20 protein-coding genes are annotated in these 22,188 nt (G+C 33.9%); 15 read left to right on the forward strand and 5 right to left on the reverse strand.

Features of this window, described 5'->3' with window-relative positions:
* Positions 1-161: 161 nt before the first annotated feature.
* The 4 genes from ES724_RS07450 (at position 162) to ES724_RS07465 (ending at position 2,849) form a co-directional block, all read left to right on the forward strand.
* Positions 162-761 (forward strand): fasciclin domain-containing protein, encoded by a 600-nt coding sequence (locus ES724_RS07450; RefSeq protein ID WP_146931636.1) that lies wholly within the window; start codon positions 162-164, stop codon positions 759-761.
* 587 nt (positions 762-1,348) lie between these two features.
* Positions 1,349-1,681: an ArsR/SmtB family transcription factor gene (locus tag ES724_RS07455; protein ID WP_146931639.1), complete on the forward strand. Its 333-nt coding sequence runs from the start codon at positions 1,349-1,351 to the stop codon at positions 1,679-1,681.
* 37 nt (positions 1,682-1,718) lie between these two features.
* The gene (locus ES724_RS07460) at positions 1,719-2,192 is read left to right on the forward strand and encodes a DUF6428 family protein (RefSeq protein WP_146931642.1); all 474 of its coding nucleotides are present in this window, start codon (positions 1,719-1,721) and stop codon (positions 2,190-2,192) included.
* A gap of 48 nt (positions 2,193-2,240) precedes the next feature.
* Positions 2,241-2,849, forward strand: a complete 609-nt coding sequence (locus ES724_RS07465; protein ID WP_146931644.1) for an arsenate-mycothiol transferase ArsC — start codon at positions 2,241-2,243, stop codon at positions 2,847-2,849.
* Between the two features lie 145 nt (positions 2,850-2,994).
* Here the strand turns inward: ES724_RS07465 and ES724_RS16610 are convergent, their stop codons facing one another.
* Together ES724_RS16610 and ES724_RS07475 are read right to left on the reverse strand one after the other, a co-directional pair.
* Positions 2,995-3,792, reverse strand: coding sequence for a YlmC/YmxH family sporulation protein (locus ES724_RS16610; protein WP_211362752.1), 798 nt, complete (start codon positions 3,790-3,792; stop codon positions 2,995-2,997).
* A gap of 215 nt (positions 3,793-4,007) precedes the next feature.
* Positions 4,008-4,220: a hypothetical protein gene (locus tag ES724_RS07475; RefSeq protein WP_146931647.1), complete on the reverse strand. Its 213-nt coding sequence runs from the start codon at positions 4,218-4,220 to the stop codon at positions 4,008-4,010.
* A 252-nt stretch (positions 4,221-4,472) separates the two neighbouring features.
* On the opposite strand from ES724_RS07475, the gene ES724_RS07480 reads away from it, so the two are divergent.
* On the forward strand, positions 4,473-5,417 hold the full coding sequence (locus ES724_RS07480; protein ID WP_146931650.1) for an EamA family transporter: 945 nt from the start codon (positions 4,473-4,475) through the stop codon (positions 5,415-5,417).
* 63 nt (positions 5,418-5,480) lie between these two features.
* Positions 5,481-6,038: a peptide-methionine (S)-S-oxide reductase gene (locus tag ES724_RS07485; RefSeq protein ID WP_146931653.1), complete on the forward strand. Its 558-nt coding sequence runs from the start codon at positions 5,481-5,483 to the stop codon at positions 6,036-6,038.
* Between the two features lie 237 nt (positions 6,039-6,275).
* Here ES724_RS07485 and ES724_RS07490 read toward each other — a convergent pair whose 3' ends face one another.
* Complete coding sequence (locus ES724_RS07490) at positions 6,276-7,019, reverse strand: SDR family oxidoreductase (protein ID WP_146931656.1); 744 nt, start codon at positions 7,017-7,019, stop codon at positions 6,276-6,278.
* A gap of 437 nt (positions 7,020-7,456) precedes the next feature.
* Between ES724_RS07490 and ES724_RS07495 the strand changes: the two genes are divergently transcribed.
* The 6 genes from ES724_RS07495 to ES724_RS07520 all read left to right on the forward strand — a co-directional run bounded on the left by ES724_RS07495 (position 7,457) and on the right by ES724_RS07520 (position 15,823).
* The gene (locus ES724_RS07495) at positions 7,457-8,134 is read left to right on the forward strand and encodes a DUF2461 domain-containing protein (RefSeq protein WP_146931659.1); all 678 of its coding nucleotides are present in this window, start codon (positions 7,457-7,459) and stop codon (positions 8,132-8,134) included.
* A 340-nt stretch (positions 8,135-8,474) separates the two neighbouring features.
* On the forward strand, positions 8,475-8,840 hold the full coding sequence (locus tag ES724_RS07500; protein ID WP_146931662.1) for a hypothetical protein: 366 nt from the start codon (positions 8,475-8,477) through the stop codon (positions 8,838-8,840).
* A gap of 4 nt (positions 8,841-8,844) precedes the next feature.
* Positions 8,845-10,719 (forward strand): adenylate/guanylate cyclase domain-containing protein, encoded by a 1,875-nt coding sequence (locus ES724_RS07505; protein WP_146931665.1) that lies wholly within the window; start codon positions 8,845-8,847, stop codon positions 10,717-10,719.
* 493 nt (positions 10,720-11,212) lie between these two features.
* A complete protein-coding gene (locus ES724_RS07510) occupies positions 11,213-11,407 on the forward strand; it encodes a hypothetical protein (RefSeq protein WP_146931668.1) in 195 nt (64 codons plus the stop codon).
* Between the two features lie 237 nt (positions 11,408-11,644).
* Positions 11,645-14,071, forward strand: a complete 2,427-nt coding sequence (locus tag ES724_RS07515) for a DUF5916 domain-containing protein (protein WP_146931671.1) — start codon at positions 11,645-11,647, stop codon at positions 14,069-14,071.
* Between the two features lie 201 nt (positions 14,072-14,272).
* Positions 14,273-15,823, forward strand: coding sequence for an SDR family NAD(P)-dependent oxidoreductase (locus ES724_RS07520; protein WP_146931674.1), 1,551 nt, complete (start codon positions 14,273-14,275; stop codon positions 15,821-15,823).
* Positions 15,824-16,313: 490 nt separating this feature from the next.
* Here ES724_RS07520 and ES724_RS07525 read toward each other — a convergent pair whose 3' ends face one another.
* A complete protein-coding gene (locus ES724_RS07525) occupies positions 16,314-16,598 on the reverse strand; it encodes a hypothetical protein (protein ID WP_146931677.1) in 285 nt (94 codons plus the stop codon).
* A 505-nt stretch (positions 16,599-17,103) separates the two neighbouring features.
* On the opposite strand from ES724_RS07525, the gene ES724_RS07535 reads away from it, so the two are divergent.
* Positions 17,104-17,469 (forward strand): DoxX family protein, encoded by a 366-nt coding sequence (locus tag ES724_RS07535; protein ID WP_146931683.1) that lies wholly within the window; start codon positions 17,104-17,106, stop codon positions 17,467-17,469.
* A 12-nt stretch (positions 17,470-17,481) separates the two neighbouring features.
* Here ES724_RS07535 and ES724_RS07540 read toward each other — a convergent pair whose 3' ends face one another.
* Positions 17,482-17,829 carry a DoxX family protein gene (locus ES724_RS07540; RefSeq protein WP_146931686.1) on the reverse strand — a complete coding sequence of 116 codons (348 nt, stop codon included), beginning with the start codon at positions 17,827-17,829 and terminating at the stop codon, positions 17,482-17,484.
* A gap of 326 nt (positions 17,830-18,155) precedes the next feature.
* Here ES724_RS07540 and ES724_RS07545 point away from each other — a divergent pair, with 326 nt between their 5' ends.
* Positions 18,156-19,169: a zinc-binding alcohol dehydrogenase family protein gene (locus tag ES724_RS07545; RefSeq protein WP_146931689.1), complete on the forward strand. Its 1,014-nt coding sequence runs from the start codon at positions 18,156-18,158 to the stop codon at positions 19,167-19,169.
* A 781-nt stretch (positions 19,170-19,950) separates the two neighbouring features.
* Positions 19,951-22,092 carry a catalase gene (locus tag ES724_RS07550; RefSeq protein WP_146931692.1) on the forward strand — a complete coding sequence of 714 codons (2,142 nt, stop codon included), beginning with the start codon at positions 19,951-19,953 and terminating at the stop codon, positions 22,090-22,092.
* The last annotated feature ends 96 nt before the right edge of the window (positions 22,093-22,188 follow it).

A 22,188-nucleotide genomic window follows, 5' to 3' on the forward strand; every position in this document is an offset into this window, starting at 1 on the left:
GTTATTCCTATCCAAATATGTAAATGGTTAAGAACCAGACAAGGCAAAGGGAATCACATCTTCCTAATTGTTAAAGAAAGTCTAAATAGCTATCTATTTAAAACCGAATAGATCTTATATGCGTTTATCTAGTCACATATAATAATAGCAAATCAACAATTATGAAAACTAAAAACATTTTTAAAGCATTTTTATTCGTTTCAATCCTTTCATTAGGAGCATGTTCATCTTCTAAAGACAAAGCCATGAAAGACAACATGAATATGTCTAAAGACATGAGCGTGATGGTTGGCGGTGCAGCAATGTATCCTTCAAAAAACATCATTGAGAATGCTGTGAATTCTAAAGATCATACAACTTTGGTTGCTGCTGTTAAAGCTGCAGATCTTGTAAGCACTTTACAAGGGGATGGTCCATTTACTGTTTTTGCTCCAACAAATGCTGCATTCGATAAATTACCAGCGGGAACTGTAGCAACGCTTTTAGAGCCTGAAAATAAAATGCAATTACAAAATGTGCTTACTTACCATGTAATTGCTGGAAAATATTCTTCTATGGATATTGTAAATGCTATAAAAAAAGGAAATGAAAAAGCAATGTTTACTACCGTTAACGGTGGATTGTTAACAGCAATGATGAAAGGAAGTAACGTAGTTATTACAGATGCTAACGGTGGAACTTCTATGGTTACTATTGCAGATGTAAATCAGTCTAACGGAGTGATACATGTAGTAAATACGGTTATGTTACCTAAAGCATAATTCAATTTCTTATATAAATAAAAGCGGCTCTTAATGAGTCGCTTTTTGATTCTCAATAGTTTTCTGTGCAGCATTAATATTAATTGCTAAAGATTTAGGATTAATTTAAGAAAGTCGATAAATCGCATTACACATAGAGATTCTTTAGTCCGTTTTACTTTCTTCAGAAAGACAACGCATATTGTTTATTGTCATCCCGACAATAGGAGGGATATCTATACTAAGTTCCTTCGATAGTCCCTATAATTATCTGGGTATTTTTCAGGATCTACGTACAAATACTTTTAATAATAGAAGCTGAAACAATTCCGATAGCTATTGGAAAAGCTTTATGTGAAATAGCGCCATCCCAAAATGATTCTCATTATGTTGCAATAATGTCTTTTCGAGCTGAGTCAAGAAATTTTTAAACAATTCTTCAGTCCGTTTTACTTACTTCAGAAAGACAACGCTTATTATATATTGTCATCCCGACAATAGGAGGGATCTCCTTACTAAAATCCTTCGACAGTCCCAGAAACTTTTTTTAAAATTAATATCAATTCAGATATATTAATCGTAATATTGCTATATAATAATAAAGCAGCATGGGAATTACTAAAACTGAAATCTTTACAAAACAGCAAAATGAGATCGCATTAATAGCTAAGGCTTTTGGACATCCTGCTAGAGTTGCCATTTTACAACATTTATTCAAGATGCAAACTTGTATTTGTGGAGATCTAGTTAATGAAATTGGATTAGCACAACCAACGATTTCTCAACATTTAAAAGAGCTAAAAAACTTGGGGCTTATTAAAGGGAATGTAGAGGGCACAAGTGTATGTTATTGCATTAATCCAGACAAATGGAATGAGGCACTCGGCTTATTTAAGGAATTCTTGGTATTACAACCGACTAAACAAAACCAGTGCAAATAGATAAATCAGCATAATATCAATTTTAAAATTTAGAGCTATGAAACTGTCAGAAATAAAAAAAACACTGAAAAATTTAGAAAGCATTGCATTTGAACTTCCTGACGGCAGTTTAGTGCCACGACATTTTCATGTGACAGAAGTAGGGAAAGTATCTAAACACTTTATTGATTGCGGCGGAACAGAAAGGAAAGAAGAAGTAGCTAATTTTCAGCTTTGGGAGGCAGATGATTACGATCATAGACTTTATCCTGAAAAATTAGCAAATATTATAGAGCTTTCAGAAAAAATATTAGAGATGAAAGATCTCGAAATAGAAGTTGAATACCAAGGTGAAACAATTGGTAAGTACGGGTTGGATTTTAAAGGTGAAAATTTTCTTCTAACCAACAAATTAACAGATTGTCTTGCCAAAGATAAATGCGGAATTCCTTCAGAAAAAACTAAGGTGAATTTATCTTTTCTTACAAAAGATGAAGGAAATTCTTGTGCTCCTGGATCTGGTTGTTGCTAGTAGTAACAAAGATATCATTCAAAGATGACACAACTTATAAATTAGAAAATGACACTTCCCAAAATTGAAGCTATAATTAATTCATTAGACATTACTTCTATCACTCAAGAACGTAAACTACTATTAGCCCCATTAGTAGTTTATATACAAGAAAAGCTTAATAGTAAAAGTGAGATAAGATTAAATTTTATTTGTACCCATAATTCGAGAAGAAGTCATTTCTCTCAGGTTTGGGCTCAGACAATTGCTGAATATTTTAAAGTTGATAATGTAATTTGTTATTCGGGTGGAACAGAGGCTACCGCATTATTTCCTATGGTTGCTGAAACCTTGCAAAAATCAGGATTTAAAATAGATGTTCTTGCTGAAGGGACTAATCCTATTTACAGTATAAAATATTCCGATAATCAACATCCTATTATTGGTTTCTCTAAAACCTATGATTCGAATTTTAATCCAAGTTCAGAATTTGCAGCTATCATGACCTGCTCCCATGCCGATGGGAACTGCCCAAGGATTACAGGAGCAGAAATACGAATCCCGATTACCTATGAAGATCCAAAAGTGTCAGACGAAACACAGGAGCAGGAAAGTGTTTATAAGGAAAGAAGTTTACAGATAGCTACTGAATTGAAGTATGTTTTTTCTAAAATATAACTTCAGCTTCAGCTCAATAAAAATACCTGCAAGTACTAGTATTTGAAGGCATTTCCTTTTATTAGATAGATTAAAATTTAAAATTTGAGTTTAAGTCTATGAATCGGGCTCTAATTTATGAATATAATTATCTCCGAAATTTGTTTTAACTGTTCCTATAATTTGCACCATCAAATTCTCCTCGGTCATAAAAGTCGTCATCATTTGGATCGTGCTTATTAGAAGAGTCTCTTTTTTCCCTATCGGCATCATTGGTGGAGTCACTTTCCTTATTAAGATCTCTCCTTTTTCTTTCTTCCTCTAATTTTTTGCGTTCTTCTTCCAGCTTTAATCTTTCTTCTTTTAATTTATGGCGCTCCAATTCCAGCTTTTGGCGTTCCTCACTCCACTCAGCATCAGTGTTTAAATCTCGTTGAATATGATCTGCATCTCTATCTGCATTATATGGAGATTCTTTTTGTGCACGAGAATCCTCGCTGATTTGCTCGTTGTCATGTCTATCTCTATCCCGATTATAACTATCCATAACAGCGACTTCATAATCCCGATCTACATTATCACCGGTTTTGAATCTTTTCGTTTCTGCAAAGGTTTGGTGATCTATACTTTCGGTATTTACGTATTTTTGTTCTTCATTAATGTTTATCATTCCAATAGGCACGATAACGTGATTTTCCCCCTCCTTGTTTACAAACTCCCGAACATCTGAATTGTGGGAATTACTATAGGGATCATAATTCGCATCTATGATGGTTTTATCGACCTCTACGTCCAGATAAACCACTCTCAATAAATTTTTATTTACTAAGAGATTATCAACTTTTCCAATAACTCTGTTATCATGGTCTTTCACTGGCCATCCACGTACATCTGCGTAATGACTGTCTACTTTATAATCTGATAATTCGTCGAGATAGTACAAATGTTTTTTTTGTTCTTTCATGATATTTAAAATTTTTAGAATTATAGGTCCTAAAGAAGGAACCAAGAATCTTTTCTATTTTTCATAGAAGGCGTTTAATTTATATTCAATTTTAATTATAGACAGTTATAGAACCTGTTGAAATAAGAGTAGACTAAAGAAATATTTTCAGGAATCTTAAAACTATCCAATTTCCATAAAGACTATTACTTAGTAGTAAATTTCCTGAAAGGATTTTAAGCAACTTCAGAGGTTAATAAAGAAACTAAGCTATTATTTTGAGGATTTGTTGAAGTTACTTCCTCAAACTCTGTTGCATTATCATCTGTAAATTCATCTTCATTTGTATCTCCATAGAAGAATAAAAAGAATAACCCTCCAATAACTATTAAAAAAAGAAGAATCCAAGGCCATACTGGTGTCTTTTTGGTGATCTTTATTTCAGCCATAATATATTTTGATTGATTAATAGATAATTAAAATTACAGAGATGGAGTTGTAATTTTAATAAAGTTCATATAAAGTATTGTTAATTAAGACTTAACAACTTCAACAATATAGGAGGCATGAAATAGAACCATTGAAATTTATATATAAAGACCTATTGAATATCTGTACAAAACTTTAAAATCTAGAATGAATTTAAAGTCTGAAGTATAGTTTATGCTTAATATTGCACTTTATTTAAAACACAAAAACTCATGGAAAAAACTCCAAACAAATTACTTGTTGTACTGGCTTTTTTTTCAATTTATGTAATCTGGGGCTCTACATATCTTTTAAATAAAATTGCTGTAAGCGAGTTAGCTCCATTTATGCTGGCAGCTATAAGGTTTATTATTGCGGGCATTCTCATATTTGTTCTCTGTAAGTTTTTAGGGATAAGCCTTTCTGTTACTAAAAAACAGTTGAAAAACACCATAATGGCAGGATTTCTGTTTCTCACTTTTGGAAACGGGATTGTTGTTTGGGCTCTAAAATTTGTAGACAGTGGGTTTGCTGCATTGGAGATCTCTGCTCAACCATTAATAGTCTTGATATTATTACGTGTTTTGGAAGGTCAAAAAATAAAAACCATGTCCTTGATAGGGGTTGGATTGGGAATTTTAGGAATGTATCTTTTGGTAAGTCAGAATCAAATTATAAGTGATGGGGATTCTATTATTGGAATGGGAATGATCTTTTTATGTTTAGTAAGCTGGGCATACGGAAGCATTTTTGTGAGTAAGGCAGATCTGCCTGCTAATTATTTTGTAAATACTGGGTATCAAATGATTTCAGGAGGTATTATGCTGATGCTTGCTAGCTTTGCTTTAGGAGAATCCTGGTCACTTCCGAATACCTGGAGTGGAGAAGTGCAGATCTCTATGGTCCTTTTAATTCTATTTGGAAGCATTGTCGCCTTTACATCTTTTAACTATTTATTAAAAGTTGTCTCTCCAGAGAAAGTTGCTACTTCAACGTATGTAAATCCAATTATTGCGATGAGCTTAGGCTGGTATTTCTTGAATGAACAAATTACGATTCAATCTTCTATTGCTGCTCTTGTTCTTTTAACCGGAGTCTATTTTATCAATACCAAAAAGAAATTAATACTTTTAGCAAGATTTAAAGGTCGATTGAGACCAAAGAAAGTGGAGATATAATAAAAAAATCTCGTTTGTAATATCATTTGGACTTCATAAATTAAATCATATAATTAACTTTAAATGCTAAGTTCTTTAGAAAAAATTGCTTTAGGTGGTGGATGTCATTGGTGTACCGAAGCTGTATTCCAATCTCTAATTGGAGTTAAAAAAGTAGAGCAGGGCTATGTGGCGTCCAATGGTGATAATTCAAGTTTTTCTGAAGCTGTGGTTGTACACTTCAATTCAGAAGTTATACCTCTTAAGCGACTTATAGAAATTCATCTCTACACCCATAGAAGTAGTTCCATGCATAGTATGAGAGGAAAATATAGATCTGCTGTGTACACATATTCCGAAATTCAAAAAGAAAAAGCAGTAACGATCATAGAAAATCTTCAGCCGTATTTCAATAATAAGCTTATCACGAAAGTACATTCCTTTGAAGCTTTTAAAGCCTCTAGGGAGGAACTTCATAATTACTACCTCGACGATCCTCAAAAACCGTTTTGTAAAACTTTTATAGCTCCAAAACTAAAACTGTTACTGGATCAATTTTCAAAAAATATAAAATCTGATTTGTATATCCGTTTAGAGTCCAGTGACCAAATTATCCTATCTAAAATGGTCGCGTCACCCTGAACTTGTTTCAGGGTCTTATACCACATATTTAAGATGCTGAAACTCCCGAAGTCTCGGTACAGCATGACGGTAACAACCTGTAATTAAATAATAAAAAACTATTTACTGGAACAAAAGCGGACATACAGAAATCTGATTATAAAAATTAAAGATAATAAGGATCTACTTTATACTTAAAACAAAAGGGTTCAAAGAACTAAGTTCCCTAAACCCTCTTTTATTTGATATAATTGTAATTTAGAACTCCTGTACAGTAGGTCTAATTACAATCTCATTTACATCTACATCATCTGGTTGCTCAATTGCATACGCAATAGCACGAGCAATAGAATCAGAAGGAATTGCTTGTTTGTAAAATTCTTTTACGTGTGCAGAACTTTCTTCATGAGAACTTCCATGCTTTAATTCAGATTCTATAGCTCCTGGCTCTATAGAAGTAGTTCTAATAGCACCTCCAACTTCATGTCTTAATCCTTCGGTAATTGCTCTAACAGCATATTTTGTTCCACTATAAACGGTTCCTCCTGGGCTAAAAACTTTGATTCCTGCAACAGAAGATAAGTTTATTATATGTCCAGAAGATTGGTTTTGAAATATTGGCAATACAGCGGCAATTCCATAAAGCACTCCTTTAATGTTAATGTCAATCATTTTATCCCATTCTTCAACTTTAGTTTCAGAAAGAGGAGCTATTGCCATTAAACCAGCATTATTGATCAACACATCAATCTTACCGAAAGAAGAAACAGCTTTGTCAACTAAAGCTTTTACATCTTCAGCCTTGGTTACATCAGTTTTTAAAACTTCAGCTTTTCCACCGTTCTCACGAATTTCTTTTGCGATTTTCTCTAAATTCTCTATTCTACGAGCTCCTAAAACTACAGATGCTCCTTTGCCTGCTAAATGTCTTGCTGTTGTTTCTCCTAAACCACTACTTGCTCCAGTAATTACAACAACTTTTCCTTTTATATTATGTTCCATTTCTATAAGTTTTAAGTTTAACTATTAAATTCTGATGCAAATTTATGGCTAAGAAAGTGCTTTGAGGCAGTAGAATTAGAGATTAGGATTAGTTTAACCTGATCGATTGACCTACATCAATTTTAATTCTTAAAACCGACTTAAATTTATCCTGGGTTTATATAATCACGATATGAACTTGAGTTGGCAAGAATAATTAGATTTGAATATCGATGACACGAGATTAATCCTCTTCAGCAAAAAAAATATCAAGCAGCAGCAGGGATAATTATAAAGTAAGTTCCAATTCGCTTAGTTATCAATTGCCTATTCTTTTAAAAGCAGCGGTAATTTCATTATTTTTAGCATTGCAGAAAGTACTAACTGCAGCTCATGATAATCGAATTTATTGCTGATTCAGCATTTAGCTTTCAACTCAAAACACCTTAATTTTTATTATGACTTATTTTACTGAAGATTTTTCGCAGTTTTTCAAGGATCTAGCTGGAAACAATAATACCGAATGGTTTCATGCTAACAAAGAGCGCTATGAAAAGAGTGTAAAAGAACCTTTTATAGTTTTCATAGGCAAAGTCATAGAAGAAATTAGCAAATTGGATTCTGAGTATCAAATAACTCCAAAAGAATGCATTTTCAGACTGCATAGAGATGTAAGATTCTCTAAAGACAAATCATCTTACAAATTATTTTCTTCAGCAGTAATTTCGCCAAAAGGCAGAAAAGATAAAAGCATCCCCGGGCTATATATTAGACTTTCCCCCGAAGATGTGACCATTATGGGAGGTTGTTATAATCCTTCCACTTTACAACTTCAACAAATTAGAACCGCAATAAGTGAAGATCCAAAAGCCTTTCGAGCACTTATAGAACAGGATGATTTTAAAGATCAATTTGGAGAAATTAAAGGTGAAAAGAACAAACGTATTCCTAAAGAATTTCAGGAATTGTTTAAAATAGAACCGATTATTGCCAATAAGCAGTTTTATTATGGAGCTACGCTATCACCAGAAACAATTACATATAAAAATTTAGATACATTGGTAATGAACTATTGGAAAACTATGCAACCTATTAATAAGTTTTTAACTGAAGCAATCGATTCCAATGGCATTTAATGAATTTTAAACCGATCGGACTCGTAGGTTATTTCATGAAATGAACCTTCATTTGGGAGAAAAACAGATGATGGGCAGACTTAGCTTTAGGGTAAACTACAAAATGTCTGCGGAATTCATTTCGACACAAAGAGATTTACTGGTTTTAAAAATAAATAGTTTTTCTAAAATTAAAATATTAGCTTTATAAAATATTGAATTTCAAGTGACTATACTTGATACATGGTTTTTTATCTCCCTGTTCCCAATAAACTTCCCCCCCTAGATTTTGAGAATTAACGAGTTTGATCTGTTGATCTCACATCGGAAAATATATACTAACCAATTAAATTTTCATATTATGAGTAATGCAGTTTCTATAACAGTTAGCCTAAAGGATTCCTCCAGCAATCCTCCTAAACTCAAACTAAAAGATTCTGAAGGAGATTATTCAGATAATGGTCAACTAACTACAAAAGTTAAAAAAGGAGCAAACATTACTTGGATCCCAGATGAAACAAGTGGAATTTCTTCAATAGAAATAGTCAAAAAATCGGGGGAGTGTGATCTTTTGACTGCCAATCCAACTCCAAATGGCAATAAGTATATTGGTCAGGTCAAAGCTGATCCAGGATCATGTAAAAGTGAAAAATATAGTATCAAATTTAAAATAGACGGAGATGATTCTACTTACACCGATGATCCAAAATTAGATCTAAAACATTAGTAAGATGATAATAGGAGTGAGTAAAAAGCTTCTTTTTTTAATAGGCTTATTCCAAATAGTCTTTAATCCACTATTCGGTCAGAATCAAAAATTGGCCGATAGTCTGGTTAGTGTTTACGATGGAAGCACTTTTAATGGTGACCCGTTACCTCTTTTAAAAGAAATAGCTGAAAATCAAACAGATCCGGATGATATTTTACATTATTCAGAATTATTAATTAAAAATGCCAGAAAAGATTCTCTTGTAAATACTTTGCTTAGTGGCTACTTACTTAAAGGACATGCTTTTAAGAAAAAAGGGGACAATACGCAAGCCCTAAAAGCTTATTTTAAAAGTCTCGAATATGCCAATTTAATAAATGACAACAAAGGAAAAGGCTCTATTATTATATCTGTTGCAGACACCTATTCGGAAATGGAAAACCATAATAATGCAGAGCGTTATTATCAACAAGGAATAGAAATACTTAGATTAGTAAATGATTCTATAAATTTAGCATCGGCACTGCTAAATGCCGGAGACGAATTTTTTAATAGCAAAAAGTATGATAAGGCTTTGGCTTATTTTGAAGAGTCGGGCTATATTTTTGAAGCTATAGATTACCCAATAGGAAAGGCATATAATCTTGGAAATGTAGGTATGGTGTATGCTGAACAGAGAAAAGATAAATTAGCTGAAGAAAATATTGATGCTGCAATCAGTATTCTTGAAGAATTAAAAGATTACTATCCCATATCTGTATATTTAACCTACATGTCTGATATCTATTCTAGACAGAACGACTATAAATCTGCTTTTGCTTATGCCAATAGAAGTTTAGAATTAGCTTTAGCTTATAATTTAAAAAGTCAAATAAGTGACGCCTATCTTCAACTAGCTAGCTTAAGTAATATGACCGGAGATTTTAAAGGAGCATACGATAAATTTAAGCTTCATATCTCATATAGAGATAGTGTTGTAAATATTTCTTCGGTTCAGCAAATGGCAGAATTGCGCACAAATTATGAGCTTTCTCAAAAACAAACGGAACTCGATCTATTAGCACAACAAAAGAAAACTCAACAAATAATATTTGTTGCAACTTCCATCGCCCTATTTTTCATTATTCTTTTAGCCATTGGACTCTATAGAAGAAATAGATTTATAAAAAGGACCAGTAATATTATTGAAGTAGAGAAGGGCAGGTCTGATGAGCTTTTATTGAATATTCTCCCGGAAGAGACTGCGCAAGAATTAAAAGATTTTGGAAAAGTAAAATCCCGTAGGTTTGAGTCTGTTACGGTATTATTCACAGATTTCAAAAACTTCACACAAGTATCAGAAAATATGTCTCCAGAGGCTATTGTAGAAAGTGTAGACTTCTACTTCTCTAAATTTGATGAGATCATAGAAAAATATGAGCTGGAAAAAATCAAAACGATAGGGGACTCTTATATGTGTGCAGGAGGATTGCCTTTTCCATTAGAAGATCATGCATTTAAGATTCTCCTGGCAGCTTTAGAAATAGCAGAATTTGTTAAAGCGAATAGTTTTAACGATAGCCAATACAAAATCCCATTTGAAGTTCGAATTGGGGTAAATACAGGTGCTGTAGTGGCTGGGGTAGTGGGGAAAAAGAAATTTGCATACGATGTTTGGGGTGATACTGTAAATATTGCCTCTAGAATGGAATCTAGCTCAGAATCTGGATTCATAAATATTTCTGAAAACACCTATCAATTGGTTAAAGATTATTTTGATTGTGAATATCGAGGGGAAATTCAGGTAAAAAATAGAGGGATGATGAAGATGTATTATGTGCTAAGCTTAAAGGATCACTTGAATCTTATAAATACTCTGGAAGGTTATGAGGTTTCAGGAATTAATAACAAAACCTAACTTAATTTCTTTATATAACTAAAATTATTCCAGAAATAAATTAGAAGCCTAAGATTATTTTCTTCAAAATAAATTCATTCAATAAAAGATATATTTTTTGCTTAAATAAATAGCTAAAACAAGAAATGGCAACACTAATAGTGAATTATAAAGTTGAGTAAAAGTTAAAATATCTCCCATTCCTAATATTTGTATTTTAATTAAATTTACCAAGCCTAGAGCTCGAAAAATTGTGGCTCTAAATGATTTTTTCACTGAAGCTATTAGGAATGGTGACTAGTAAACAGTATTCATAAATTTGTCAAACTAGATCTAGCAAGAATATTTCTATACTAAATTTAAAACCCAAAAACAGTAGTCTTTTTTGAAGTTAAATATTATTTTTATACTTTACTGTAATTCAGTAAGCAATTGGCTGCTTGTTTTAATATTGAAGGCGATTTCCTTTCTATTAATTTTTAATAGCTAATCAAACATTTGAAAAAGACCACTCATGGAACTTGTGATTTATATAGTTATTGGAATTGTTGTCGCTGTAGTCATTTACCTTTTGGTTACAAAAAGTTCAGTATCTCGGGAACATGAGATCAATAATGAAAAGAACAAGAAAACTCAGTTTAATCCTGAAAAGGTTACTGGATCAATGCCCAATAAGAAAAAAAGTGAGGTTGAGAAAGATAACCAGTAAGAATTATTCCTTAATAAGCGATTCAATCTTCAGGGTCGGAAAATTTTTCTAAAAGAATAGAGGTCCTATTTAAAATTGATGCTGGAAACTATCATTAAAGGATAATATATAATCTGTAAAATTCTTATCAGTTTTAGAATTATATATACAGAATTAAAAATAAAATCCGCCTTTTTAAAATATTATGTAACATTTAGGGATAAAGGTGGTCTTTTAGATACATCAATCATCCAATAAATGAAATTACCTTTTCTAAGCATCATCATGCTTTCCATTTGTATTAGTGCAACCGCACAAGAAACTAAAAAACAACTTCAAATTGAAAGAGCGGAAGAAGCTCCAAAGATAGACGGGTTCCTGGACGATCCTGTCTGGGCAAATGCTCAGGAAGCAGGAGATTTTATCCAATTTAGGCCAGATATGGGTGTAAAAGAAAATCTGGAGAATAGAACCGTGGTTAAAATGGCCTACGATAATACAGCCTTATATATCTCTGCACATTTATACGATGATCCTACAAAGATCTCCAAGCAGCTTTCTAGCCGGGATAATTTTGGAAATGCAGATTTCTTCGGATTTATAGTAAACCCTAATAATGACGCTCAAAATGATACAGAATTCTTTGTTTTTGCTTCTGGAACCCAGGCCGATGCTATTTCTAATCCAAGTGTAGGTGAAGATTTTGGCTGGAATAGCGTTTGGAGCAGTGCAGTAGAGATCGTGGACGATGGCTGGATCGTGGAGATGAAGATCCCATATCGTTGTCTTAGATTCGATAATAATAACATAGAGACTTGGGGAATACAATTTCATAGAAGTTTTAGAAGGGATGAAACTCAATATACCTGGAATCCTATAGATATTTCCAAAGGGATTATTGGCTTATACCATGGAGAATTAAATGGGTTGAACGATCTGGATCCTCCAACAAGACTTTCCCTTTACCCATTCGTTTCAACTGTTCAAAATAATTTTGATGGTGTTTATGAGTCTAACTTCAACGCCGGTTTAGATGTGAAATATGGTCTTACCGAAAACTTCACATTAGATGCTACGCTTATCCCAGATTTTTCACAAGCTGGATTCGATAATATTACCTTGAACCTTGGACCCTTCGAGCAAACTTTTTCTGAACAAAGACAATTTTTTACTGAAGGAATAGATCTTTTTTCTAAAGGAAATCTGTTCTTTTCAAGAAGAGTAGGAAGCGCGCCAATCACAGACCCTGTGACTTCTGAAAATGAAGAGGTGGTGGATTTTCCAGAATCAGTGAAAGTACTAAATGCAATTAAGATTTCCGGAAGAACAGGAAATGGACTAGGCTTAGGCTTTTTTAATTCCTTTACAGAAAAAGCAGAAGCAACCATAGAAAATATAGTAAGTGGAGATAGAAGGAGGGAAGTAGTAGAGCCTTTAACCAATTATAATATTATGGTTGTAGATCAGCAGTTTAATGGGAATTCCTCTATTGGGATCATCAATACGAATGTAACCCGGGAAGGATCTTTTAGAGATGCAAATGTTACCGCGATCACTTCAGATATAACTAATAAGAGAAATACTTACCAGATTCGTGGAGATATAAAAATGAGTAACATCAACCTGGAATCTGGAACTCTAACAGGTTTCAGCACTTTTGTAGCTGCTCGTAAAGCACATGGAAATTTAAGATATAGTATAGATCACAGTTATGCAGATACCAAATTTGATCCTAATGATCTTGGTTTGCAGTTTAGGAACAATTATAATAATCTAGGAATAGATATTAATTACAGAACTTTTGAGCCTTCCGGTATCTGGAACCGCTATTTCGCTAATTTTTATGTGAACTATACCATGCTGGCAGAACCAAACACCTTCACAGGATTTGGATTGGGATTGAGCGCTAACGGAACTACAAAAAAATTGTACGGGATAGGAGGGAACATCAATTTACTTCCCGGAAAGCAATATGATTATTTTGAACCTAGAAAAGCAGGAAGTTATTTTATTAGAGAAAATGGAGTGAATTTTAATGGCTGGTTCAACTCAAATAACAATAAAAAAGTATCGATAAATGCCAATATTGGTGCTGAATCTTTACTTGAAGACGGACGAGATTATTTTGATTATTGGTTTGGAATTGGACCTCAAATACGTTTCAATGATAAATTTATGATCTCTTATTTTTTCTCTAGAGACCATTACCTGGGAGATAGAGGTTATGTAACTCAAGTAGGTGATGATGTAATTTTTGGAGATCGAGATAGAGAAGAGATCGAACAAACTTTTAATGCGAGTTATAACTTTAACCCAAATCATACCTTATCACTCACTCTAAGAAATTACTGGGGAACGGTAGATTATGATGATCAATTGTTCAGTTTGCAGGATAATGGACGAGTTACTAATTCTACAGGCTATACCACTACTAACATTCCAAATAATCCAGATATTAATTTCTCTACCTGGAATTTCGATCTTGGCTATTCCTGGCAATTTGCACCGGGAAGTTTTGTAACTGCGCTATACCGTAATCAGTTATTCAATTTTGATACTGCAGCTCGAGATTCTTACACACAAAGTATAGATACCTTGTTTAAGCAACCTATAAACAATGTGTTTTCTTTAAAGCTTCAATATTTCCTAGATTATAATCAGATCGCCGGAATATTCAAAAAATAGCTCTTTTTAGATATTACTCAAAATGAGCGGAAAGAGAAATTCAATAGCTTGTTTTTTTTGTAAGAAATTGAATTATCATTTTGAAAATTGTTTAAAGTGGGATTGGGTTTTAAAAACTACATTTGCGCTTCGAGAAACATAGGATAAAATTCGGATAATTTTAGCTGAAATTTATGCTGAGTTTCAGCTTAAATATTGGTCATGGAGAAGAATGAAACAGAAATAGAAAGAGCGATCACTTCAGCAGAAATTGAAAGTTGCATTGAGGTTTTGTCGCAATTGGTAGAAGATACAGATCAGATCTTCGATATTCCCAAGGAACAACGAACCGAACTTTTAAAAGTTGCCGGAATGTTTTCTAGGCCCAATCGCGATGAATTTTCCCGAAGAAAAAAGGATGCGAAAAAGGCTTCAAAACGCAAGCAAGAAGCCAAAGATAAAACTGCACGTAAAGAAACTGGAATTCGAAATGCTCGAGAAGCTTCCGTATTTGTAGCTCCCAAATTGCTTCCTATGGCTCACCTAGCCAATAAAGTGAAACTAGAGCTGGAGACACCTAGAAAATGTTATGTCTGCAAAACGGAATTCACTAGAATGCATCATTTTTACGATTCTATGTGTACCTCTTGTGGCGATTTTAATTATGCCAAGCGTTTTCAGAATGCCGATGTAAAAGGACAGGTAGCTGTTATTACAGGCTCCCGTTTAAAAATAGGATATCATATAAGTTTAATGCTTTTGCGTGGCGGAGCAACCGTGATAGCAACCACTCGATTTCCTGTAGACTCTGCTTTGAGATTTTCTAAGGAAGAAGATTTTACCGAATGGGGTCACCGATTAAAGATCCACGGACTCGATCTTAGGCATATTCCAAGTGTGGAGATCTTCTGCAATTTTATAGAGCAAAAATATGAGCGATTGGATATCCTCATTAACAATGCTGCGCAAACCGTAAGAAGACCTGCCGGATTCTATCAGCATTTAATGCCTAATGAAGAACGCCCAATTGCTTCACTGCCTGAATATGCAAGAGATCTTTTAGGGGATCATAGTAACTGTCTAGAGGAGCTAAAATTGTTCAAACCAATAACTTCATCCAATACCAATATGCCGGTAACCTGGCATGGGCCTGAACCTGGAATTGGATTGCGAGCTTCAGCCAAATTATCTCAGATCCCTTATAGTTTTGACAATACTTTGGTTGCTAAAGAAGTATTTCCAGAGGGAGAATTGGATGCCGACCTGCAACAAGTAGACCTTAGAAAAACTAACTCTTGGCGCTTAAAGCTTGGTGAAATTGAAACTACAGAAATGCTGGAAGTTCAACTGGTAAATTCAGTTGCTCCGTTTGTGTTGTGCAACAGACTTTCAGAAATAATGAAAAAGGACAACACAGGGAAAAAGCACATTATAAATGTTTCGGCGATGGAAGGAAAATTCTATCCAGGTTTTAAGGAAGACAGGCATCCGCATACCAATATGGCAAAAGCCGCATTAAATATGCTCACGCATACTTCTGCTGGGACTTTAGCCAAGGATGGCATCTTTATGAATGCGGTAGATACCGGGTGGGTTACAGATGAAGATCCTGCAGCCTTAGCAAAGTTGAAACAGGAGCGTGACGATTTTCAGCCGCCTTTAGATATTGTAGATGGAGCCGCAAGAGTTTTGGATCCTTTATTCGATGGGATAAATAGTGGGAAGCATTGGTGTGGAAAATTCTTAAAAGATTACAGGCCTATTAACTGGTAGTAAAGCTTCTATTAGTTGAAAACAATATTTCGTTGATATAAATTCGTTTTAGTACCATTAACTAACCTGCTTATCTAATCACATATTAACCTAATTGGGAGATTCAGAGTCTCCTAATTAATTATCAGGATGTTGAACCAATATTCAGATAGCTATAAGAACAGCATAACGTAAAATTTCCACTCAACTTTTTTAAATGATTAGCTGGAGAAATTCTCAGATCATTTCTATTTTGAGCAGTATTTATCATTCATTTGTACTTTTCCCATCCGATTGACTATAAATTATTTAATTCAGCTAATTTATCTAGTAACAGACTTCTATAATTTTCCATATAATCAGGGAATAATGCATTGCGAAAACGCCATGATTTATGAAAACCATCATCATTTTTAAATTCTAAATAAAATCCTCCATTTGCATTTGTGCAATCAGTACAATCCAAATATCCATTTGGTTCATTAAATATTTCATTAGGTAACTCAATTATTCAGGATTTATAATCTCGATAATCTACGTTAGTCATCAACTGATAGTTGCCTCCAAAAAAAGTATTCTCAGGGTAATTAGAATCTATGTCCTTATATATTTTTCCATTATCTATTTTATATATATCAGAACAACCTCCTTCACAGCTTGAATCTGAAAACCAGCCAAAAATGAGTATTCCATTTCTTCGCGTATTTTCTTCAATAGTTATATTATCATCTACGGAGTTGCATCCAGAAAGGATGAAAAGTACTAATAAGCTTAATATAAAATTCAGGTTTTTCATTTCAGTTTATTGTTTTAAATTATTGCTGACTTTTTTTTTCGTTACTAAAGTCAAACCTAGTTAAAATTAAAATACGAAACCGGAAAAAGTTATGAGGCTCAACTTCTAACACGTTTAGGACCAGACCCTTAAACTAAGAACTCAACCGAGAATAGCATAAAAAACGAGGAATTACCAGAAGGGGTTAAAAAGCTAATCTCCGAAAGATATAGAAATAATAAGATCACCGAAGTGGAGAGGGTAGATAGTGCCAAAAAAGGAGTTTTCTATGATGTGGAATTCAAGCAGAAAGGCAAAAATAAGGATGTGGAATTTAGAGAAGATGGTACTGTTATAAACTGAATTTTTATAGATCAAAAGACAATTTGAAGCAAAATATAGGCTTGCCTAACTATTAAAATAGTTTAAGTCAGAAAATTGAGATGGGAACAAATCTTTCTAATTAAAATAATCTTAGTAGATTAGAGTATATTTTTTAATTTACTGTAAAATAAAACTCATAAATATGGAATATGTTTCTATAGCGTTACAACTTATCGTAGGTCTTAGTATCCTCAATGTTTGGCTTATTCAGTATAATAAAAACACGCAATGGCGTGGAGGTAGTGCAACAACAATTAAAGAGGAATTTGCCGTTTACGGATTACCTCAGTGGAGTCTTTATGTAATAGGCTTTTTAAAAGTAACTCTGGCTATTCTGCTTATTTGCGGTATATGGTTCCCAGAACTTATAAATCCGGCAGCATTAGGCCTTGCATTTCTTCTCGCAGGATCTGTTTTCATGCATGTTAAGATTAAAGACCCGGTTAAAAAATCTTTCCCGGCATTTCTATTTTTAGTGCTATGCTTAATACTGGTTTTTATATTATAGAATTTTCCCTATTTATAAGCTCAATAATAATGCTATAGCGATATAGGCGTTTATTACAGAATAGATAATAGAAGGTGCCGATTGAATAAAACTGTCTCTGATCCTCAAGCGTACCCCGAATCCCAATAACATGAGTATAGATAAACCTACTGCAGCTACAATACTTAAATAAGGCAGGAATAAATAGCCAATCCCAAGTCCAATGGCTCCTATAACTTGTAATGCTCCAATAAGATTTAAATGATCGCTGAGTCCATAACGGATAAACTCAGTTCGCATTTCAGCTGCGAAAAAACAGCTAATTCCAAAAAATAGAAATGATAAAGTTGAAAATATTACCAAGAAAGTTAATAATGTCATTGTATCTATATAGTAAGTGAGTCTGCTATGAGGCTAATACGTTTACAAATCTAATCAATCCTAGGGTGATTATTTAATTTATGGATTAAGACTAGGAAATACATTCTAAGTATTTAAAATGGTTTTAGTTTTAAATTAGATGTTTTAAGAAAATTTGCCAAGCCCAGAATTTCAGAAAAAAATATAAGAATAGTAGACACTTAGCTATTTTTGTAAAAGAAACTAAAGGAGCTTTAGAAAATTTTACAGTCAATGAAATGTCAATTATAGCTTAAGGAAAACTAATGCCAGCATTAAAATTTTCTTCAATCAATTCAAAACAAATTATGAAAGCAATAGGATTTAAAAAATCGTTACCTATATCAGATAAAGATAGTTTCATTGAGTTTACTGCAGAAAAACCATCTCCTAAGGGATTTGATATTTTAGTTAAAGTTCAGGCAAACTCAGTAAATCCGGTAGATTATAAAATACGACAGAACGCAGTAAAAGACGAAGTTTTAGAAACTCCAAAAATTATTGGTTGGGATGCGGTTGGAGTTGTAGAAGCAGTAGGAGAGAATACTAATAAATTTAAGGTGGGCGATGCTGTTTTTTATGCCGGAGATATTAACAGAAGTGGGAGTAATGCAGAATTTCAATTAATAGATGAACGTATTGTTGGCAAAAAACCTAAAAACCTTAGTATTGCTGAAGCTGCTGCCATGCCATTAACAAGTTTAACGGCCTATGAAGCTTTGTTTGATCGTATAAGGATAGATCCTGAAAAAGACAAAGGCAAGTCGGTATTGATATTGGCTGGCGCTGGAGGAGTAGGTTCTATCGCGATTCAGTTAGCTAAAAAATTAGGAAACTTAACCGTAATTGCTACGGCTTCTCGCGAAGACTCTGTAGAATGGTGTAAAGATCTGGGAGCAGATTTCGTAGTAAATCATTATCATTTAAAAGCGGACTTAGAAAAAATTGGTCATAGCCAGGTAAACTATATTTTAGATTTTGTAGATCTGGAAATGTATTGGGAAGCTGCAACAGAGATTATTAAACCACAAGGACATATTTTATCTATTACAGGTAGCAGCAAGCCATTAAATCTAGATCTGCTAAAAAACAAAAGTGTCACCTTTTCTTGGGAATTAATGTATACGCGATCTATGTTTACCACCGAAGATATAGAGAGACAACACGAGATCTTAAATCATATCGCAGACCTTCTGGATAACGGCACTATAAGATCTACCTTGAATACTACTTTAAATGGTTTTACCGTAGAGAACTTAAAAGAGGCGCACAGGCTACAGGAATCTGGTAAGTCTATTGGTAAAACTGTAATTTTATTTTAAGCTCCTTATTTTTGAATAAAAAAAATACTGTATGTCCGCTTTTGTTCCAGTAAATAGTTTTTTATTAATTAATTACAGGTTGTTAACTTCATGCTGTCCCGAGACTTCGGGGCTGGGTGACGCGACCATTTCAGATGGGATAATTTGGTCACTGGACTCAAAACGGATATACAAAAAAAAATAAACAGAAAGCGGTCGTATAAAGTTGAATGGACTTTGAAGAAAAATCTTTAAAGGCTATTGAATATTTACGCTTCATTGCAGAAGACCATCTAATGTTTTCATATACCGAATAAATCTTTCCTGAAAATTATGAATCTGTTGCTTATGAATTTATTTATTCTTTCAAAAAGAAATTTTGGAAACCTTAAGATGCAAAACAACAGATATCCAAACTGAAGCCTCTAAGAATACGAAATTCTAATTATCACATTTCAAATAACTATTAACTCATTAGGCTATAATTCCTATTAGGTGCCTTTTAATTAATGAATTTTAGCCAATTTAAAATTCATTTTTTTTGATATCTCCTCACTTTTTAAAAAATAATTATAGCCTTTTTAATTTATAAGTATATAAAAATCAGTAATTTGAAGCATGCATCAGTCTCAGCATGGAGTGATTTAGATATGAGTTAAAAAGCGAAATCTGCCCAAAACCTAAAAGCTTCTTAAAATATTGTCCTTAGTTGGTTTAATGATTATTTTTAGTTGAAAATTCTAAATCTTCACACAAAATAGAATTCTAAAAGGAAACATCATATTGACTAAATACCATAAAAATGGCAAAAAAACCGAAGCAAGATTCTGCTGAAACCAAAAAGATCGAGCAGCTAAAAAAGGATCATTGGGAAATGAAAGATAGCACCATGACTACTAATCAAGGTCTTAAAGTAAACGACACAAATAACTCACTTAAATCTGGAGAACGAGGTTCTACTTTGTTGGAAGATTTTCTACTCAGAGAGAAGATATCACATTTTGATCATGAACGTATTCCAGAAAGAATTGTGCATGCTCGAGGAAGTGGGGCTCATGGGTATTTCGAGTTATCCAAAGATATGTCGGAATTTACGAAAGCTGGAATTTTCACCGATACCAACAGAAGGACTCCCGTATTTGTTCGTTTTTCTACAGTGGCGGGCTCAAAAGGTTCTCCGGATTTGGCTCGTGATGTTCGGGGCTTTGCTGTTAAATTTTATACAGAGGAAGGAACCTGGGATCTAGTAGGTAATAATATGCCTATTTTCTTTATTCAAGATGCTATGAAGTTTCCAGATCTAATCCATTCTGTAAAACCTGAACCTAATAATGAGATTCCACAGGCTGCATCTGCACATGATACTTTTTACGATTTTATTTCGCTAACAACAGAAACATTGCACAATCATATCTGGGCGATGAGTGATCGTGCTATTCCGCGTAGTTTACGAATGATGGAAGGTTTTGGGATCCATACCTTTAGATTGATCAACGATAAGAATGAATCTCATTTTGTGAAGTTTCATTGGAAACCGGTTTTAGGAGTGCATTCCGTAACCTGGGAAGAAGCTGTGAAGATAAATGGAGCAGATGCCGATTTCCACCGTCGAGATCTATATGAAGCTATTGAAGCTGGACAATTTCCAGAATGGGAATTAGGACTACAGATCGTTCCTGAAGCAGATGAACATAAGTTTGAATTCGATCTCTTAGATCCAACAAAACTGATCCCAGAAGAAATGGTTCCTGTAACCATAGTTGGGAAAATGACCTTGAATAGAAATTCTGAAAATTTCTTTGCAGAAACCGAGCAGGTAGCTTTCTTACCAGGTCATATAGTTCCAGGAATAGACTTTTCTAACGATCCACTTTTGCAAGGGCGTTTGTTTTCTTATAGAGACACGCAACTTTCTAGATTGGGAACTCCTAACTTCCATCAGATTCCAATTAACCAACCCGTAGTTCCAATTCATAACAATCAACGGGACGGCCAAATGCAGGCAAGTATTCCAAAAGGACAAACCGCTTATTTTCCAAACTCTTTAAGTGGAGGTTGTCCTCATCTTGCAAAAATGTCTGAAGGTGCATTTCATTCCTATGAAGAGCGCATAGATGCTAAAAAGATTCGGACACGTAGTGAAAGCTTTAGTGATCATTTCTCTCAACCTGCACTTTTTTACCGAAGCTTAGCGCCATGGGAACAAGAGCACGTAGCAGGAGCTTATACTTTTGAATTGGGCAAATGTATGCATGACCATATCAAGGAGCGTATGTTGTGGCTTATTGCGCAAATAGACGAAGATCTAGCCGGGAAGGTAGCCGAAGGTTTAGGAATGAAAGTTCCTAATAATATCCAGAAACCAATTAATCAGGCTATTGGTGCAGATGCCGATCCTAAAAAGCACGAACCGGGACCTAAGAAAAATTATCTGGACGCTTCTCCTGCGTTAAGCCAGGCGAATACCAAATTTAACAGTATTGCTACCCGTCAGGTTGCTGTATTGTTAGGAGATGGTTTTGATGCTAAAAGTTTTAAGTTGATGAAAGCTATGTTAGAGAAAGAAGGAGCCATGGCTAAACTGATTGCACCACATGGTGGAACGGTTAAGGATTCCGATGATAACAAGCACAAGGTAGATGCTGCGATCATGACGACAGAAAGCGTTCTTTTTGATGCAGTTTATATTGCAGATGGAAAAAAATCTGTAGATGCATTACTGAAGCAAGCCAAATTCATCAAATTCGTTAATGAAGCCTTTAAACATTGTAAAGCAATTGCCGCCGATGGAGAAGGGGAGCGCTTGTTAAAAGCCACTTTTGTAAAAGATCATATGAAGGATAAAGCAATTCATCTAAATGAACAACCAGAAGCCTTTAAGAAAAGCATGGCGCAACACCGTAACTGGGATCGTAGAAGTGTGACCGATTCTATTCCGGTATAATTTTAAAAAATCATTCTATATTTGAAAGCCATCCGAAAGGGTGGCTTTTTTTGTTGATATATTTTGAAGAGAGTAGGTAAAATATTCTTGACTTAA

It is taken from the genome of Gillisia hiemivivida, assembly GCF_007997295.1.
Lineage (GTDB): Bacteria > Bacteroidota > Bacteroidia > Flavobacteriales > Flavobacteriaceae > Gillisia > Gillisia hiemivivida.

Coding starts and splice junctions, on each gene's coding strand:
- ES724_RS07450 (WP_146931636.1), top strand. CDS start 162: ATGAAAACTAAAAACATTTTTAAAGCATTTTTATTCGTTTCAATCCTT.
- ES724_RS07455 (WP_146931639.1), top strand. CDS start 1,349: ATGGGAATTACTAAAACTGAAATCTTTACAAAACAGCAAAATGAGATC.
- ES724_RS07460 (WP_146931642.1), top strand. CDS start 1,719: ATGAAACTGTCAGAAATAAAAAAAACACTGAAAAATTTAGAAAGCATT.
- ES724_RS07465 (WP_146931644.1), top strand. CDS start 2,241: ATGACACTTCCCAAAATTGAAGCTATAATTAATTCATTAGACATTACT.
- ES724_RS16610 (WP_211362752.1), bottom strand. CDS start 3,792: ATGAAAGAACAAAAAAAACATTTGTACTATCTCGACGAATTATCAGAT.
- ES724_RS07475 (WP_146931647.1), bottom strand. CDS start 4,220: ATGGCTGAAATAAAGATCACCAAAAAGACACCAGTATGGCCTTGGATT.
- ES724_RS07480 (WP_146931650.1), top strand. CDS start 4,473: ATGGAAAAAACTCCAAACAAATTACTTGTTGTACTGGCTTTTTTTTCA.
- ES724_RS07485 (WP_146931653.1), top strand. CDS start 5,481: ATGCTAAGTTCTTTAGAAAAAATTGCTTTAGGTGGTGGATGTCATTGG.
- ES724_RS07490 (WP_146931656.1), bottom strand. CDS start 7,019: ATGGAACATAATATAAAAGGAAAAGTTGTTGTAATTACTGGAGCAAGT.
- ES724_RS07495 (WP_146931659.1), top strand. CDS start 7,457: ATGACTTATTTTACTGAAGATTTTTCGCAGTTTTTCAAGGATCTAGCT.
- ES724_RS07500 (WP_146931662.1), top strand. CDS start 8,475: ATGAGTAATGCAGTTTCTATAACAGTTAGCCTAAAGGATTCCTCCAGC.
- ES724_RS07505 (WP_146931665.1), top strand. CDS start 8,845: ATGATAATAGGAGTGAGTAAAAAGCTTCTTTTTTTAATAGGCTTATTC.
- ES724_RS07510 (WP_146931668.1), top strand. CDS start 11,213: ATGGAACTTGTGATTTATATAGTTATTGGAATTGTTGTCGCTGTAGTC.
- ES724_RS07515 (WP_146931671.1), top strand. CDS start 11,645: ATGAAATTACCTTTTCTAAGCATCATCATGCTTTCCATTTGTATTAGT.
- ES724_RS07520 (WP_146931674.1), top strand. CDS start 14,273: ATGGAGAAGAATGAAACAGAAATAGAAAGAGCGATCACTTCAGCAGAA.
- ES724_RS07525 (WP_146931677.1), bottom strand. CDS start 16,598: ATGAAAAACCTGAATTTTATATTAAGCTTATTAGTACTTTTCATCCTT.
- ES724_RS07535 (WP_146931683.1), top strand. CDS start 17,104: ATGGAATATGTTTCTATAGCGTTACAACTTATCGTAGGTCTTAGTATC.
- ES724_RS07540 (WP_146931686.1), bottom strand. CDS start 17,829: ATGACATTATTAACTTTCTTGGTAATATTTTCAACTTTATCATTTCTA.
- ES724_RS07545 (WP_146931689.1), top strand. CDS start 18,156: ATGAAAGCAATAGGATTTAAAAAATCGTTACCTATATCAGATAAAGAT.
- ES724_RS07550 (WP_146931692.1), top strand. CDS start 19,951: ATGGCAAAAAAACCGAAGCAAGATTCTGCTGAAACCAAAAAGATCGAG.